General features: G+C 63.7%; 14 protein-coding genes. 10 read left to right on the top strand and 4 right to left on the bottom strand.

Going from position 1 to position 14782, the window contains the following annotated elements; genetic code table 11:
- Nucleotides 1–89 precede the first annotated feature (89 nt).
- The 6 genes from ACXYN8_RS06855 to ACXYN8_RS06880 all read left to right on the top strand — a co-directional run bounded on the left by ACXYN8_RS06855 (nt 90) and on the right by ACXYN8_RS06880 (nt 7533).
- The gene (locus tag ACXYN8_RS06855; protein WP_458888593.1) at nt 90–956 is read left to right on the top strand and encodes an N-acetylmuramoyl-L-alanine amidase family protein; all 867 of its coding nucleotides are present in this window, start codon (nt 90–92) and stop codon (nt 954–956) included.
- 61 nt (nt 957–1017) lie between these two features.
- Nucleotides 1018–3540, top strand: a complete 2523-nt coding sequence (locus tag ACXYN8_RS06860) for a penicillin-binding protein 1A (RefSeq protein WP_458888594.1) — start codon at nt 1018–1020, stop codon at nt 3538–3540.
- A 62-nt stretch (nt 3541–3602) separates the two neighbouring features.
- Nucleotides 3603–4148, top strand: coding sequence for a peroxiredoxin (locus tag ACXYN8_RS06865; RefSeq protein ID WP_458888595.1), 546 nt, complete (start codon nt 3603–3605; stop codon nt 4146–4148).
- A gap of 94 nt (nt 4149–4242) precedes the next feature.
- Complete coding sequence (prfB, locus tag ACXYN8_RS06870) at nt 4243–5370, top strand: peptide chain release factor 2 (protein ID WP_458888596.1); 1128 nt, start codon at nt 4243–4245, stop codon at nt 5368–5370.
- On the top strand, nt 5367–6098 hold the full coding sequence (locus ACXYN8_RS06875; RefSeq protein ID WP_458888597.1) for a class I SAM-dependent methyltransferase: 732 nt from the start codon (nt 5367–5369) through the stop codon (nt 6096–6098). The genes prfB and ACXYN8_RS06875 overlap by 4 nt, the downstream gene beginning before the upstream one ends.
- Before the next feature lie 28 nt (nt 6099–6126).
- Nucleotides 6127–7533, top strand: coding sequence for an NAD(P)H-dependent flavin oxidoreductase (locus tag ACXYN8_RS06880; protein WP_458888598.1), 1407 nt, complete (start codon nt 6127–6129; stop codon nt 7531–7533).
- A gap of 7 nt (nt 7534–7540) precedes the next feature.
- Here the strand turns inward: ACXYN8_RS06880 and ACXYN8_RS06885 are convergent, their stop codons facing one another.
- Nucleotides 7541–8845, bottom strand: a complete 1305-nt coding sequence (locus tag ACXYN8_RS06885) for an ammonium transporter (RefSeq protein ID WP_458888599.1) — start codon at nt 8843–8845, stop codon at nt 7541–7543.
- Nucleotides 8846–8876: 31 nt separating this feature from the next.
- Nucleotides 8877–9911: a 2-hydroxyacid dehydrogenase gene (locus ACXYN8_RS06890; RefSeq protein ID WP_458888600.1), complete on the bottom strand. Its 1035-nt coding sequence runs from the start codon at nt 9909–9911 to the stop codon at nt 8877–8879.
- 79 nt (nt 9912–9990) lie between these two features.
- Here ACXYN8_RS06890 and ACXYN8_RS06895 point away from each other — a divergent pair, with 79 nt between their 5' ends.
- Entirely contained in the window at nt 9991–10464 is a 474-nt protein-coding gene (locus ACXYN8_RS06895) for an SH3 domain-containing protein (protein ID WP_458888601.1), read from the top strand.
- A gap of 53 nt (nt 10465–10517) precedes the next feature.
- Here ACXYN8_RS06895 and ACXYN8_RS06900 read toward each other — a convergent pair whose 3' ends face one another.
- Together ACXYN8_RS06900 and ACXYN8_RS06905 are read right to left on the bottom strand one after the other, a co-directional pair.
- Entirely contained in the window at nt 10518–10919 is a 402-nt protein-coding gene (locus tag ACXYN8_RS06900) for a hypothetical protein (RefSeq protein ID WP_458888602.1), read from the bottom strand.
- Between the two features lie 65 nt (nt 10920–10984).
- Nucleotides 10985–12181 (bottom strand): thiolase family protein, encoded by a 1197-nt coding sequence (locus ACXYN8_RS06905; protein WP_458888603.1) that lies wholly within the window; start codon nt 12179–12181, stop codon nt 10985–10987.
- 106 nt (nt 12182–12287) lie between these two features.
- Here ACXYN8_RS06905 and ACXYN8_RS06910 point away from each other — a divergent pair, with 106 nt between their 5' ends.
- The 3 genes from ACXYN8_RS06910 to ACXYN8_RS06920 all read left to right on the top strand — a co-directional run bounded on the left by ACXYN8_RS06910 (nt 12288) and on the right by ACXYN8_RS06920 (nt 14780).
- Nucleotides 12288–13709 carry a coniferyl aldehyde dehydrogenase gene (locus ACXYN8_RS06910; protein WP_458888604.1) on the top strand — a complete coding sequence of 474 codons (1422 nt, stop codon included), beginning with the start codon at nt 12288–12290 and terminating at the stop codon, nt 13707–13709.
- 113 nt (nt 13710–13822) lie between these two features.
- Nucleotides 13823–14197 (top strand): NADH-quinone oxidoreductase subunit A, encoded by a 375-nt coding sequence (gene ndhC, locus ACXYN8_RS06915; RefSeq protein WP_458888605.1) that lies wholly within the window; start codon nt 13823–13825, stop codon nt 14195–14197.
- A gap of 4 nt (nt 14198–14201) precedes the next feature.
- A complete protein-coding gene (locus ACXYN8_RS06920) occupies nt 14202–14780 on the top strand; it encodes a NuoB/complex I 20 kDa subunit family protein (protein ID WP_458888606.1) in 579 nt (192 codons plus the stop codon).
- The last annotated feature ends 2 nt before the right edge of the window (nt 14781–14782 follow it).

Consider the following 14782-nt stretch of genomic DNA (forward strand, 5'->3'; position numbering starts at 1 on the left):
GCATTGCACAACCATATTGCGTCGCGCTTGTGGTTAGTTTCCAAAACCTGCTTGTCGCGAGGACCCGACCGCTTCAGAACCCGCAAGCAATGTTCCAGCGGCTAGCCATCCCCGCACTGTTTGCCCTCCCGCTGGTGCTGATGGGGGCGCTCTACGCGTTTGGCCTTTCCATTCCCGTCCCCGAGCTGGGACGCGGTTATGTGGTGAGGGTCGGCCTGCCCGATCCCGACAGCCGCATCGGCCTGCCCGATATTTCCGGACCTCAGGACCTGTCCCGCCCGCTGGTCGTCATCGATGCCGGCCATGGCGGGCATGATCCGGGTGCCGTGCGGGGATCGGTGCAGGAGAAGCGCATTGTTCTCTCCCTGGCGAAGCAGGTGCGCGACCGCCTGGTCGAAAACGGCGGCATCCGCGTGGCGCTGACAAGGGAGGATGACCGCTTTCTGGTTCTGGAGGAACGCGCCTCGATCGCCCGACGCCTGGGCGCGGACCTGTTCGTGTCGATCCACGCCGACGCTGCCGACAATACGGAAGCGACCGGGGCGACCGTCTACACCCGCTCGGAGCGTGCCAGCGATCCCGAAGCAGCAGCGCTCGCCGCGCGCGAAAATCGCGCCGACCGTATCAACGGCGTCGACATGGCGGAGCAGAGCGACGCCGTCAGCGACATCCTTATCGACCTGTCCCAGCGCCGCAAGCAGGCCGGTTCGCGCGAATTCGCACAACTCCTGGTGCGGGAGGGGCGGGGCGACATTCCGTTCCACACCGATCCAGTGCGCTCCGCGGCTTTCGTCGTGCTGCGCAGCCCTGACATGCCTTCCGTCTTGTTCGAGCTTGGGTACGTCTCCAACGAGAGCGATGCCGAGCGGCTCAATTCGCAGGCTGAGCGCAGCAAGTTGTCGGAGACGCTGGAGCAGGCGATCAGGGTCTTTTTCGCCCGCCAGTCCAGCAATTGACGATGGGTGCTTTTTCGTTCTGGCACTTGACAGAAATGGCGTGCTAAGGCCCGCGCCGACCATGTCAGACGCATCCGTACAGACCGATTTTCGCTACAAAATCAGGCGCGACGCGTCGGGCGCGTTGTCGTTCGCGAAAATTCACTGGCGAGAAAAGCGGTGGCTGCGCTGGCTGAGCTACCTCGTGGCGCTGGGGCTGGCCGCGTTCCTCGCACTCTGGATAGCCTTGTCGAGCGGATTGCCCGACGCCGAAACGCTGGTCGATTACGAACCGCCCTTGCCGACCGTGGTGCGCGGGATGGATGGCGAGATCGTCCATTCCTACGCCCGCGAACGCCGCGTGCAGCTGCAGTTCCAGGATTTTCCGCGCCCGCTCATCAACGCCTATCTGGCAGCGGAGGACAAGACCTTCTGGAGCCACGGCGGCATCGACTTCGGCGGATTTGTCGGCGCCGTCATCGACTATGTCAGCAAGATCGGCAGCGGCGAACGCGCCGTCGGTGGCTCGACCATCACGCAGCAGGTGGCCAAGAACATCCTCGTCGGTGACGAATATTCGATCACGCGCAAACTGAAGGAAATGCTGCTCGCTCGCCGCATCGAAGGGGTGCTCAACAAGCAGCAGATCATCGAGCTCTATCTCAACGAAATCCCGCTCGGCCGACGCAGCTTTGGCGTCCAGGCCGCATCGCGCGCCTATTTCGACAAGGACGTGGCTGATCTCGACCTGCACGAGATGGCCTTCCTCGCCATCCTGCCCAAGGCGCCGGAGCGTTATGGCCGCGCACAGAACGAACAGCTCGCATTGTCGCGGCGCAATTTCGTCCTCGACCAGATGGTGGACAATGATTTCGCAACCGCCGCGGCAGCCGCCGAAGCCAAGAGCAAACCGCTTGGCCTCGTTGAGCAGCAATCCAGCACTCGCTCGGTCGACGCAGGGTACTTCCTGGAGGAAGTGCGCAGGCGACTGATCGACCAGTACGGCGAGAAAGCGGAAGACGGCCCGCACAGCGTGTACGCCGGCGGTTTGTGGGTGCGGACCTCGCTCGACATGGAGTTGCAGAACGCCGCTCGCGATGCTCTGCGTGCCGGCCTGTTGCGCTATCAGGGCGGGCGCGACTGGACGGGTCCGATCGCGACGATCGATCTGAACGACGGCCCCTGGCGGAGCCAGCTCGCCAGTTCATACCTCGGCATAAGTTACGACGACTGGCGCGTCGGTGTCGTCACGCAGCGCAGCGGCAACTCGGCCTCCATCGGGTTTACCAACGGGGAAGAGCTTCCACTGACCGGCTTGCCCGATGCGCTGAAGGCCGGTGACGTCGTCGCGGCCTCCAGAAGCGGCAACGGCTATCGTGTCCGCACGGTGCCGGAAGTGTCGGGCGCGTTCCTCGCCGCCGATCCGCACACCGGCCGCATCCTTGCCATGCAGGGCGGGTTCGACTCCCGCCTCGGTTCGTTCAACCGGGCGACGCAGGCCCAGCGCCAGCCCGGCTCGACGATCAAGCCCTTCGTATACGCAACCGGCCTCGACAACGGGCTCACCCCGGCTTCGATGGTGCCGGACAAGACCTATTGCTACTATCAGGGCTCGCAACTCGGCCAGAAGTGCTTCCGCAATTTCGGCGGCGCTGGCGGTGGCGGAGAGCACACGATGCGCTGGGGGCTGGAGCAATCGCGCAACCTGATGACCGTCCACATCGCGATGGACGCCGGTATGCCGAATGTCATCAAGACGTTCGAGCGTGTCGGCATCGGCAGCTACGAACCCTATCCTGCCTTCGCACTCGGTGCGGGCGACACGACGGTCGAGAAGATGGTCGCCGGTTACGCTGCGCTGGTGAACCACGGGCGGCTCAACCAGACTTCGGTTATCGATTACGTGCAGGATCGCCGCGGCAAGGTGATCTGGAAAGCCGACAATCGCGAATGCGGGCGTTGCAACATGGCCGAGTGGGACGGCAAGGCGATGCCTCGCTTCAAGCCCCGGGGCAAGCAGGTGATGGACCCGCGCACCGCCTTTCAGACCGTCCACATGCTTGAAGGCGTGGTGCAGCGGGGCACCGCGACGGTGCTGCGGGATCTCGACATGCCGCTGTTCGGCAAGACCGGAACGACCACCGGGCCGACGAACGTGTGGTTCGTCGGAGGATCGCCCGACATTGTGGCCGGCGTTTATCTCGGCTTCGATCAGCCGCGCAACATGGGCGGCTACGCACAGGGCGGCACGCTGGCCGCGCCGATCTTCAAGCAGTTCGTGCGCGAAAGCCGCGACAAGTGGAGCGGGCGTCCGTTCGTTGCACCGGAAGGCGTGCGAATGGTGCGCGTCGACCGTATCTCAGGAACGCGGGTGTTCGACGGCACGCCGTCCGACGATCCTCGCGCCAATGTTATCTGGGAAGCCTTCAAGCCGGATACCGAACCCCGCCGGACGGAGCGACAGGACGAAGTCGAAGTGCTGCGCCGCACGATCATCGCCCAGCTGCGCGCAGCGCGCGAACCCATCCGTCGCGCAGCCCCGCGCGAGAACCAGGTGGTCGAGGAGCAGATCGACTTCGTGGAAGAGCAGGGCGGCATCTACTGATCTCGGTGCGGCGCCGCTAAGTCGCGCTGGACAGAGGCGCGAGGAAAGCCCATCAGTCGGCCATGTTTCGCAAGATCGCATTGACGGCAGCCCTCGCCGCACTCGCCTCCGCCCCGCTCGCAGCTGAGTTGCCTCGCGGCGCAGACGCTCCCGGCTTCACGGCACGCGGTGCCAAGGCGGGCAAGCCCATGAGCTTCAACTTGAAGAAGGCCCTGCGTAACGGGCCGGTTGTGCTCTATTTCTTCCCCAAAGCATACACTCAGGGATGCACGCTGGAAGCCAATGCCTTTGCCGAAGCCATGGATGATTTCCGCGCTGCGGGCGCCACGGTCGTCGGTATGTCGAACGACGATCTGCCCACGCTGATCCGCTTCAGCCGCGAGGAATGTCGCGACGAATTTGCCGTCGCTTCAGCCAGCAGCGCGCTGGTCAAGGCGTATGACGTCGATCTTATTCGTGAAGGAAAGTCGACAGGTCTTACCAATCGCGTGAGCTACGTCATCGGGCAGGACGGGCGCATCGCCTTCGTCCACTCCGACCTCGACTGGCGCGACCACGTCCGCCTCACGCTCGCCCGTGTCCGGGCCATGAAGGCCGCACGCCGCTAGACGCGCGCTTTTGGGTCAGCGAATGTCCATTCGGGCACTTTCGCCTGCCGCGACGCTCCGCTAAGCGGGCCTCAATTGTCATGGAGAGAACGTAATGCGTGCCGAAGGGCAGGCCCATATCGACCGCATCGAAGCCGCGCTGGCGCTGGTCCGCAAGTCGCTCGACTGGGAACAGGCCCTGCGCCGCCTCGACGAACTCGATGCGCGTGTGCAGGACCCCAAGCTGTGGGACAATCCCAAGGAAGCACAGGCCATCAGCCGCGAGCAGAAACAGCTCAAGGACGCGATCGACACCGTCCGGCAGATCTCCGCGGAGATGGCCGACGCAGTCGAATTCATCGAAATGGGCGAGGCGGAAGGCGATGACGATGTTGTCGCGGACGGCCTCGCATCGCTGGAAAAGCTGGCCGACCGGGCCGATGCCGACAAGGTTCAGGCGCTGCTGTCCGGAGAAGCGGACGGCAACGACACCTACCTCGAAATTCATGCCGGCGCGGGCGGGACGGAAAGCCAGGACTGGGCCGAAATGCTGCTGCGGATGTACGCACGCTGGGCAGAGCGGCGCGGTTTCAAGGTCGAGACGGTCGAATATCAGGCAGGCGATCAGGCCGGCATCAAATCCGCCACCCTGCTGATCAAGGGCGAGAATTCCTATGGATATGCCAAGACCGAAAGCGGCGTGCATCGCCTGGTGCGGATCAGCCCCTACGACAGTTCCGCCCGGCGGCACACGAGCTTCAGCTCGGTCTGGGTCTATCCGGTCATCGACGACGACATCGATATCCAGATCAACGAAAGCGATCTGAAGATCGATACCTACCGCGCCAGCGGGGCAGGCGGTCAGCACGTGAACACCACCGACTCCGCCGTTCGCATCACGCACCAACCGACCGGCATCGTCGTCGCCAGCCAGAACGACCGCAGCCAGCACAAGAACCGCGCAACCGCGATGGGGATGCTGAAGGCGCGCCTGTTCGAACGTGAAATGGCCGAACGGGAGGCGGCGGCCAGCGGCGAATACCAGGAAAAGAGCGAGATCGGCTGGGGCCACCAGATCCGCAGCTACGTCCTCCAGCCCTATCAGATGGTCAAGGATCTGCGCACCGGCGTCACCTCGACCGCACCCGGCGACGTGCTCGACGGGGCCATCGATCCGTTCGTTTCCGCCGCTCTCGCGCAGCGCGTGACGGGTGAGAAAGTCGAGATAGAGGACGTCGAGTGAAACCGTCCGCAGTCTTGCTGCCCGTGCTCGCGGTGCTGGCAGGCTGCAGCCCTGCCGACAATGATCGCCCGGCAACGGCAATGGAGTTTCCGCGCCCTTATCGCCCGGTATCCGTTCTTGGCGGCAATGCCTTCTCGACCGAGCAGGCCCGCGACGACAGGCGCGAAGCGACACGTGTGATGGACCTCGCCCAGATTGCGCCTGGCATGACGGTGGCCGACATCGGCGCAGGGGACGGCTATTACACCGTCCGCCTGGCCGCCCGCGTCGGCAAGCAGGGCCGGGTCCTTGCGCAGGACATCGACGAGAGCGCGCTCAAGCGTCTCGGCGCGCGGGTGGAGCGCGAACGGCTCGACAACGTATCGCTCAAGCCCGGCTCGCCCGACGATCCGAAGCTGCCCGACAAGAGCTTCGACCGCATTTTCCTCGTCCATATGTACCACGAGGTCAGCGAGCCTTATCCTTTTCTGTGGCGTCTGCGACCCGCGCTTAAGCGTGGCGGTCAGGTGATCGTGGTTGACGTCGACCGGCCGACCGACCAGCATGGGATCGATCCGAAACTTCTTTTCTGCGAGTTCGAGGCCGTAGGCTTCAGGCTCGTCGAATTCATCCGAAAGCCGGAAATCGCCGGCTATTACGCGCAATTCGAAGCCTCAGGCGAGCGCCCCGATCCGGGCGACATTGAACCGTGCAGCCAGCCCGGCGAAACCATTGCCGCCAGCGAGTGATCCTGCTGGCGTAGGGACAGGAAAATTTATGACTTTCAAAGGTTTGAAGCCGATCAATTACGGCGGTCGCGAAGTCTGGCCGCTGGTCGAAGGCGGCAAGGGCGTGTCTGCGACCAACCATGAAAGCTCCGGCGCCTGGGCTGCGGCGGGCGGGATCGGCACGGTCAGCGCTGTGAATGCGGACAGCTATGACGAAGACGGCAACCCCATCCCGCAAATCTATCCGCAGGCGACCCGCGTAGAGCGGTTCGAGCAGCTGGTGCGCTACGCCATCGACGGCGCGACCGAACAGGTAAAGCGCGCGCACGAGATCGCTGGCGGCAACGGCGCCATCAACATCAACGTGTTGTGGGAAATGGGCGGCGCTCAGCGTGTGCTGGAAGGCGTGCTCGAAAACTGTCCCGGCATGGTAACGGGCGTCACTTGCGGGGCGGGTATGCCTTACAAGCTTGCTGAGATCGCGGCGCATTACAACGTGCACTACCTGCCGATCGTCAGCTCGGCGCGCGCGTTCCGCGCCCTGTGGAAACGCAGCTATTCGAAGGTCCCGCACCTCATGGCGGCAGTGGTTTACGAAGATCCTTGGCTGGCGGGCGGGCACAACGGCCTTTCCAACGCGGAGAACCCGCGCGAGCCGCAGGATCCCTATCCGCGCGTGAAGGACCTTCGCGACACCATGCGCAAGGAAGGCGTCTCGGAAGAAACCGCCATCGTCATGGCCGGAGGCGTCTGGTTCCTGCGCGAATGGAACGACTGGATCGATAACCCCGAACTCGGCAAGATCGCCTTCCAGTTCGGCACACGGCCGCTTCTGACCCGCGAAAGCCCGATCCCCCAAGTGTGGAAGGATATGCTCCGCACGGTCGAGCCGGGCGACGTCCTGCTGCACAAATTCTCGCCCACCGGTTTCTATTCGAGCGCGGTCAAGACCCCGTTCCTCTACGATCTGATGCACCGGAGCGAGCGGCAGATTCCGATCTTCAAGCGCGACGAGGAAGACGGTACCATTCCGCTGGCTGACCACGGCAAGGCCAAGTATTTCTTCGTGCACCCCGGCGATCAGCGCAAGGCGCAGAGCTGGATGCACGAAGGCTTCACCGAGGCGCTGAAGACGCCCGACGACACGGTCGTCTTCGTCACCCCCGAGAGCGCCGAGCACATCCGTGCCGACCAGCAGGGCTGCATGGGTTGCCTGTCGCACTGCCAGTTCTCGAGCTGGATGGATCACGACAACCACACGACCGGGCGCCTTGCCGACCCGCGCAGCTTCTGCATCCAGAAGACTTTGCAGGACATCGCGCACGGCGGAGATCCGGACGACAATCTCGCCTTTGCAGGCCACGCGGCCTACCGCTTCAAGCAGGATCCGTTCTATTCGAACAACTACACGCCCAGCGTGAAGGAGCTGGTCGAGCGCATCCTGACGGGAGACTGATCAAGGCTCAATCGAAATCCCAGCCACGCTCGCCGTGGCTGGTGATGTCGAGGCCTTCGACCTCTTCCTCGTCACTGACCCGCATCGGCATGAACAGCGACACTGCGAGCGCGATGATCGAGGTTGCGACAGCCGAATAGAGCGCGACCATGGCAACCGCGATGATCTGGCTGATCAAACTGCCGCCGCCATCGTACCCGACGCCGCCAAACGTGGGTGCGATGAAGATGCCGAGCAGGACCGAACCGATCATTCCGCCGACGCCGTGAACGGCAAACACATCGAGCGAATCGTCGATGTGCCACTTGTTTTTCACCAACTGGATTGCACCGTAGCAGGCCCCCGAACCCAGCAGGCCGAGGACGATCGCCGATCCCGGCGAGACGAAACCGGCAGCAGGCGTGATCGTGGCAAGCCCCGCAATCGCGCCGGTGGCGAAACCAACGGTCGTTGCCTTGCCGACCTTGAACCGTTCGATGGCTATCCAGACCAGCGCCGCCGTTGCAGCCGCAACGTGCGTGTTGATGATCGCCATCGATGCATCGTCGGTTGCCAGAAGCGCGGATCCACCGTTGAAGCCAAACCAGCCCACCCACAGCAGCATTGCGCCGAGCATTGTCAGGGCAGGGGCGTGCGGCAGCATCAACGTCCTGGGAAAACCCCGCCTGCGCCCGAGCAGCAGCGCGATGACCAGCGCGGAAACGCCTGCCGTGGTGTGCACCACGATCCCGCCGGCGAAATCGAGCACGGCGAGGCGCTGCGCCATCCACCCTCCGCCCCAGATCCAGTGAGCGACGGGCGCATAGACGATCAGGCCCCACAATGCGCAGAATGCCACGACCCATCCGAAGCGCGCGCGGTCGACCCAGGCGCCGACCATCAGCGCAGGCGTGATCGCAGCGAATGTCATCTGGAACAGCGCAAAGGTGCTTTCGGGAAGGGTCGTTCCTTCCCGCAAAGCCCCGAGGTCGATCAGCATGAAAGCGCGTCCGTCGCCGATCCATCCTCCGCTAACGCCACCGAAAGCGAGCGTATAGGCGACCACGATCCACAGCACGCTGGCGAAGGCGGCAACCGCGCCGATCTGCATCATTACGGACAGGACATTCTTCGCCCTGACCAGTCCGCCATAGAACAGCGCGAGGCCAGGGAGGGTCATCAGCAGCACTAGCGCAGACGACACCAGCACCCACGCCGTGTCGCCGCCGTCGGAAAGCACCTCCTGCGTTACCTGCGCTGCGGCGGGACTCGCGGCGGAGATGGCGGAAACGCCGACTATTGCGGCCAGAGCAGCCCGTTGCTTCGTTCCCATTCCGCCCCCGTAAGTCCCGATAGTCCGCTGTTCAGGAAATGCCTTCCAGCACCTGGTCCGGCGGGCGATGCCCGTCCATCCAGAAGCGGATGTTGGCAATGACCTTCTCTCCCGAACGCTCGCGCCCCTCGCGCGTGGCACTGCCGATATGCGGAAGCGTCATGACATTGGGATGCGCTATCAGCCGCGGATCGACTTCAGGCTCGTCCGGGTAGACATCGAGGCCGGCGCCCGCCAGCACACCGGCTTCAAGGGCCGCGATCAGCGCCTCGTGATCGACCAGATCCGCTCGGGCGGTGTTGATCAGGCACGCGCCGTCCTTCATCAAACCGATGCGCCGGGCGTCAAGCAGGTGATGGCTGTCCTTGGTAGACGGGCAATGCAGGGTAAGAATGTCGCTTTGCGCCACGAGTTCGTCGAGATCGGCGACGTAGGTTGCCCCGTGCATATTCTCGATCGCTTCGGGCAGACGGTGGCGATTGTGGTAAATGATATTCAGACCGAACGCGCGCGCGCGGTGGGCGACGGCCTGTCCGATCCGGCCCATGCCGATGATACCGAGCGTCTTTCCCCCCAGCTGGCGGCCGAGCAGCGCGGTCGGCGCCCAACCGGTCCACTCTCCGCGGCGGATCAGCGACACGCCTTCGCGCACGCGCCGCGGAACGCCGATGATCATGGAAAGCGTGAGATCCGCCGTATCGTCGGTGAAGACGCCCGGCGTGTTCGTCACGATGATGCCGCGCTGACGGGCGGCTGCAAGGTCGATGTGATCGACGCCCGCGCCGAAACTCGCGATCAGGCCGAGCCGTTCGCCGGCGTGTTCGATCAGTTCGGCGTCGATACGATCGGTGACGGTCGGAACGAGCACGTCGCAATCGGCGGCCGCCGCCAGCAGGGCTTCGCGCGATAGAGGCGTGTCGTCGCGATTGAGCTGCGCGTCGAACAGTTCCGCCATCCGGTCTTCCACGCTGGGCGCGAGATGGCGGGTCACGACGATGCGGGGTGTGCCGACAAAGCGCCGGGCACCGGCTTTGCGAGTTTCGGACGCGGGCGCTGTCGAAGTCATCGCAACGCCGATTGGGCCGACAGCCGCGCGAGGTCAAGCCGGTTGCCAGAATTCCCGCAAACGCGGTAATGCGGCGCGCATGAAATGGCTTTCCATGCTCGCGGCGATCAGTCTCGCCACCGCGCCGACCGCAGCCTTCGCGCAGGACCGCGAGGTGCCCTACTGGGCGTCGATCCGCTGGGAGGAAGTCAACATGCGGGTCGGCCCGAGCGAATCCTTTCCGATCTCTTGGGTCTACAAGCGCCGTGGCTTGCCGCTGAAGGTCGTGCGTGTCGTCGAAGGCTGGCGTCTGGTGCAGGATCCGGATGGGGAACAGGGGTGGGTCATCGCCCGGTCACTGCGCCTCGATCGCGGCGCTATCGTGAGCGGGGAAGGGCTGGCCGAGATGCGGAGCGAGGCCGGAGGCGGCCGGATGCTCTGGAAGGTCGAGCCCGGCGTCACCGGCGCCCTCGGCAAATGCAAAGACGGCTGGTGCGAGTTCGACGTCGCGGGAAAGCGCGGCTTCATCAAGTCCGCGCGCCTGTGGGGCAGCGAGGAACTCTCCCCCGAATGAAAAAAGGCGGCCCGAAAGCCGCCTTTTTCCGAAATCCAGCAGAAGCCGGGCAATTACATCGCGCTGCTTTCCGCCATCGGCCGAATGGTGACCGAATCCCCATCGGGGGAGGTCGAAGTCCAGCTTCCGTCGACGCCGATCGGGCCGTCGTTCCAGCACGCTTCGGTCGCACCTTCGGCAGTGAAACAGGTCTGGCCCGCGTCCTGACGCCAGGTGCCGCTGGCGCCTTCCGTGCCGTCGGGATTCATGTCCGTATAAGTGCCGTCGGCGTTGATACGGGTGGTGCCGGTGTCGCCATTGGCGAGCGTCACTTCGTACATGCCAGCCTGCATTCCCGTCGCCGCAGGCGCTGCCTGCGTCTGTGCGGTTTCGGTCGCTTCGGGTGCTTCAGGCGCTTCTGCCTGGTTGCAGGCGGCAAGCGCGATGGCACCGGCGGCGATCACAAATTTCTTCATTCGACTCTCCCTTCATGTGCGAGAAGCCGCGAGGCGTAGCACGCTTCGCGGCTTCTCCAAACCGACTACACCAGCTCGACTGCGACCGCGGTGGCCTCTCCGCCGCCGATGCACAGGCTGGCAACGCCCTTCGTCTTGCCCTGCTTCTTCAGTGCGTTGAGCAGGGTGACGAGGATGCGCGTACCGCTCGCACCGATCGGGTGACCGAGCGCGGTGCCGCCGCCGTTCACGTTGATCTTTTCATGCGGGATGCCGATGTCGCGCATCGCGAACATGGCAACGCAGGCAAACGCCTCGTTCACTTCCCATAGGTCGACGTCGTCCTTGTCCCATCCGGCCTTGTCGAGCACCTTTTCGATCGCGCCGATCGGGGCGGTGGTGAACTTCGCCGGCTCGTGGGCATGAGCGGCCATGGCGACGATCCGCGCGACCGGGGTCGCACCGTTTTCCTTCGCGACGCTTTCCCGCGCAAGGACGATGGCTGCCGCGCCATCCGAGATCGAGCTGGAGGTCGCCGCGGTAATCGTGCCGTCCTTGGCGAACGCGGGGCGCAGGGTGGGGATCTTGTCGGGGCGACCGCGACCTGGCTGCTCGTCCTTGTCGACCGTCTGTTCACCCGCACGGGTGGAGAAGGTCACCGGAACCACTTCACCTTCAAACGCGCCGCCTTCGATGGCGGCATTGGCGCGGCGCAGCGATTCGATGGAATAATCGTCCATTTCCTCGCGCGTCATCTGATATTCGTTGGCGGTTTCCTGGGCGAAGGTGCCCATCGCGCGACCTTCCTCGTAGGCATCTTCGAGCCCGTCGAGGAACATATGGTCATAGACCGTGTCGTGGCCGATACGTGCGCCGCTGCGGTGCTTCTTCAGCAGGTAGGGCGCATTGGTCATGCTCTCCATCCCGCCTGCGATAATCAAGTCGGCCGAGCCGCTGGCGAGCGCTTCGGCGCCCATGATAACGGTCTGCATTCCGCTGCCGCACACCTTGTTGACGGTCGTCGCCTGCACCGACTTCGGCAGACCTGCCTTGATCATCGCCTGGCGGGCGGGCGCCTGGCCGAGCCCTGCCGGCAGCACGCAACCCATGTAACCGCGGTCGAACTTGTCACCCGCAATGCCCGACCGCTCGACCGCAGCCTTGACCGCCGTTGCGCCAAGCTCCGTCGCGGAGACATCGGAGAGGACGCCCTGCATGCCTCCCATCGGCGTGCGCGCGTAGGAGAGGATGACCACCGGGTCGGAGGAGGAGAACTGGGCCATTGCTTGCCTTTCGTCTTGAAACCTGTTGCTGTTCGAAACGTAACCTGATTGCGAACTTGCAAATGGTGTAGTGTTGCACCGCAGCGAAATCAAACGGAGACGATCCATGGCCGATGACTCTGGCAAAGAGATGCAGCGCATTCTGGACAAGCAGCGCGCCAGTTTCGACACGGCGCGGCCAGAGGAACTGTCCGTCCGCAAGGATCGCATAAGGCGGGCGATGGCATTGCTCGAAGACAACGGCGATGCCCTCAACCGCGCGATGAGCGCGGACTTCGGCAATCGCAGCCTCTATCAGTCGCAACTGACCGATATTGCCGGGACGATCGGCGCGGGGAAATACGCGCTGAAGAATATCGACGGTTGGTCGCGCACGCAGCGCCGCAAGGTGCAGTTTCCGCTCGGTCTGCTCGGTGCTCGAGCCGAAGTGCGTTACGAACCCAAGGGCATTGTCGGCATTCTCAGCCCGTGGAATTTTCCCGTCAATCTGGCGTTCGGTCCGCTGATGCAGGTCTTCGCCGCCGGCAATCGCGCGATCATCAAGCCGAGCGAGTTCACCGAGCGCACCTCACAGCTCATGGCGGAACTAACCGCCAAGTATTTCGCCGAGGAGGAGCTGGCGGTCATCACCGGCGGCCCGGACGTCGCCGCGAAGTTCACCGAACTGAAGTTCGATCACATCATCTTCACCGGCTCCACCGCCACCGGCCGCAAGGTGATGGAAGCGGCTGCGAAGAACCTCGTCCCCGTCACACTGGAGCTGGGCGGAAAATCGCCGGTCATCCTCGGCAAGGACGCGAACCTGCAACAGGCGGGGGAACGCATCGCACTCGGAAAGATGCTGAATGCGGGCCAGATCTGCCTTGCGCCCGACTACCTCATGGTTCCTGAAGAGGCTGCGGACGGCGCGATCGCCGCAGTCGAGCTTGGCGTCCACACCATGTATCCGACGCTGCTGGAAAACGACGATTACGCCTCGCTCGTTTCCGACCGGCATTTCGAGCGGCTTCAGTCGATGGTGGCAGATGCGAGGGAAAAGGGCGCGGAAGTGATCGAGGTCAATCCGGCCGGGGAGGATTTCTCCAACGCCAACATTCGCAAGATGCCGCTGACCATCCTGAAGAATGTCAACGACGACATGCAGGCAATGCAGGAAGAAATCTTCGGTCCCGTGCTTCCGGTGAAGACCTACCGCTCGCTCGACGAGGCGGTGGATTACGTGAACGCCAACGACCGACCGCTGGGTCTCTACTACTTCGGGCAGGACGAAGCGGATCGCGAAAGAGTGTTGTCGCGCACCATCTCCGGCGGCGTGACGGTAAACGACGTGGTTTTTCACGTCTCGATGGAAGACATTCCGTTTGGCGGCGTCGGCCCGTCCGGCATGGGCTCTTACCACGGGGTAGAGGGCTTTCGCGAGTTCAGCCACGCACGCAGCGTTTATCACCAGCCAAAGGTCGATGTGGCGAAGCTCGCCAAGATGAAACCGCCCTATGGCAAGGCGCGGGAAAACGCCGCCTCCGACTAGGTGAAACGCCGCGCAAGCCAACGTGCGCGGATTTCGCGATTCGTGCCCTTGCGCCTCGCGGGGGAGGGGACTAGGGCGCGGTCAAACCACGCAAAGCTTGCAGGAAAAGCCCCTTGGTCGACCTCGTCCAGTATTTCCCGATCCTGATCTTCCTTTTCATCGCGGTCGCGTTGTCCTCGTTGTTCGTGTTCCTGCCGATGGGCGTCTCGCGCCTGACCGGCTCGCACCAGCCCACCAGTGACAAGCTGGCTGAATACGAGTGCGGCTTTCCTGCCTTCGAAGATTCGCGCAGCCGTTTCGACGTGCGCTTCTACCTCGTCGCCATCCTCTTCATCATCTTCGATCTGGAAGCGGCGTTCCTGTTTCCCTGGGCAGTCAGCCTCGACCTGACTGGCTGGCCGGGCTGGATCACGATGATGTTCTTCCTTGGCGAACTCGCGATCGGCCTGGCTTACGCCTGGAAGGTCGGCGCGCTGGAGTGGGAATGAAATCATGAGCGAGCAGAGCACACTCAGCCCGCACGGGCGCGACGCGTTTATCCAGCCCACCGCGCAACCGGGCGACGTCCTTCAGCCCGATGCGAACTATTTCAACGCGCTCCAGACCGAGGTGAATGACAAGGGCTTCCTCGTCACCAGCACCGAGGACCTGTTCCAGTGGGCGCGCACCGGCAGTCTGTGGTGGATGACCTTCGGCCTGGCGTGCTGCGCCGTCGAGATGATCCACGTCAATATGCCGCGCTACGACATGGAACGGTTCGGAGCCGCGCCGCGCGCATCGCCGCGCCAGAACGACGTGATGATCGTCGCTGGTACGCTATGCAACAAGATGGCCCCGGCGCTGCGCAAGGTCTACGACCAGATGTCGGAGCCGAAATACGTGATCTCCATGGGCAGCTGCGCCAATGGCGGCGGTTACTATCACTACAGCTATTCCGTGGTCCGCGGCTGCGACCGGATCGTGCCGGTCGATATCTACGTTCCCGGATGCCCGCCAACCGCCGAAGCGCTGCTTTACGGCGTGATGCAGTTGCAGCGGAAGATCCGCCGCACCGGTACGATTGAACGATGAGG

The organism is Altererythrobacter sp. CAU 1778 (genome assembly GCF_054482795.1).

Excerpts from the sequence above, each read along its gene's own strand:
- ACXYN8_RS06855 (WP_458888593.1), top strand. The coding sequence starts at position 90 with ATGTTCCAGCGGCTAGCCATCCCCGCACTGTTTGCCCTCCCGCTGGTG.
- ACXYN8_RS06860 (WP_458888594.1), top strand. The coding sequence starts at position 1,018 with ATGTCAGACGCATCCGTACAGACCGATTTTCGCTACAAAATCAGGCGC.
- ACXYN8_RS06865 (WP_458888595.1), top strand. The coding sequence starts at position 3,603 with ATGTTTCGCAAGATCGCATTGACGGCAGCCCTCGCCGCACTCGCCTCC.
- prfB (WP_458888596.1), top strand. The coding sequence starts at position 4,243 with ATGCGTGCCGAAGGGCAGGCCCATATCGACCGCATCGAAGCCGCGCTG.
- ACXYN8_RS06880 (WP_458888598.1), top strand. The coding sequence starts at position 6,127 with ATGACTTTCAAAGGTTTGAAGCCGATCAATTACGGCGGTCGCGAAGTC.
- ACXYN8_RS06885 (WP_458888599.1), bottom strand. The coding sequence starts at position 8,845 with ATGGGAACGAAGCAACGGGCTGCTCTGGCCGCAATAGTCGGCGTTTCC.
- ACXYN8_RS06890 (WP_458888600.1), bottom strand. The coding sequence starts at position 9,911 with ATGACTTCGACAGCGCCCGCGTCCGAAACTCGCAAAGCCGGTGCCCGG.
- ACXYN8_RS06895 (WP_458888601.1), top strand. The coding sequence starts at position 9,991 with ATGAAATGGCTTTCCATGCTCGCGGCGATCAGTCTCGCCACCGCGCCG.
- ACXYN8_RS06900 (WP_458888602.1), bottom strand. The coding sequence starts at position 10,919 with ATGAAGAAATTTGTGATCGCCGCCGGTGCCATCGCGCTTGCCGCCTGC.
- ACXYN8_RS06905 (WP_458888603.1), bottom strand. The coding sequence starts at position 12,181 with ATGGCCCAGTTCTCCTCCTCCGACCCGGTGGTCATCCTCTCCTACGCG.
- ACXYN8_RS06910 (WP_458888604.1), top strand. The coding sequence starts at position 12,288 with ATGGCCGATGACTCTGGCAAAGAGATGCAGCGCATTCTGGACAAGCAG.
- ACXYN8_RS06920 (WP_458888606.1), top strand. The coding sequence starts at position 14,202 with ATGAGCGAGCAGAGCACACTCAGCCCGCACGGGCGCGACGCGTTTATC.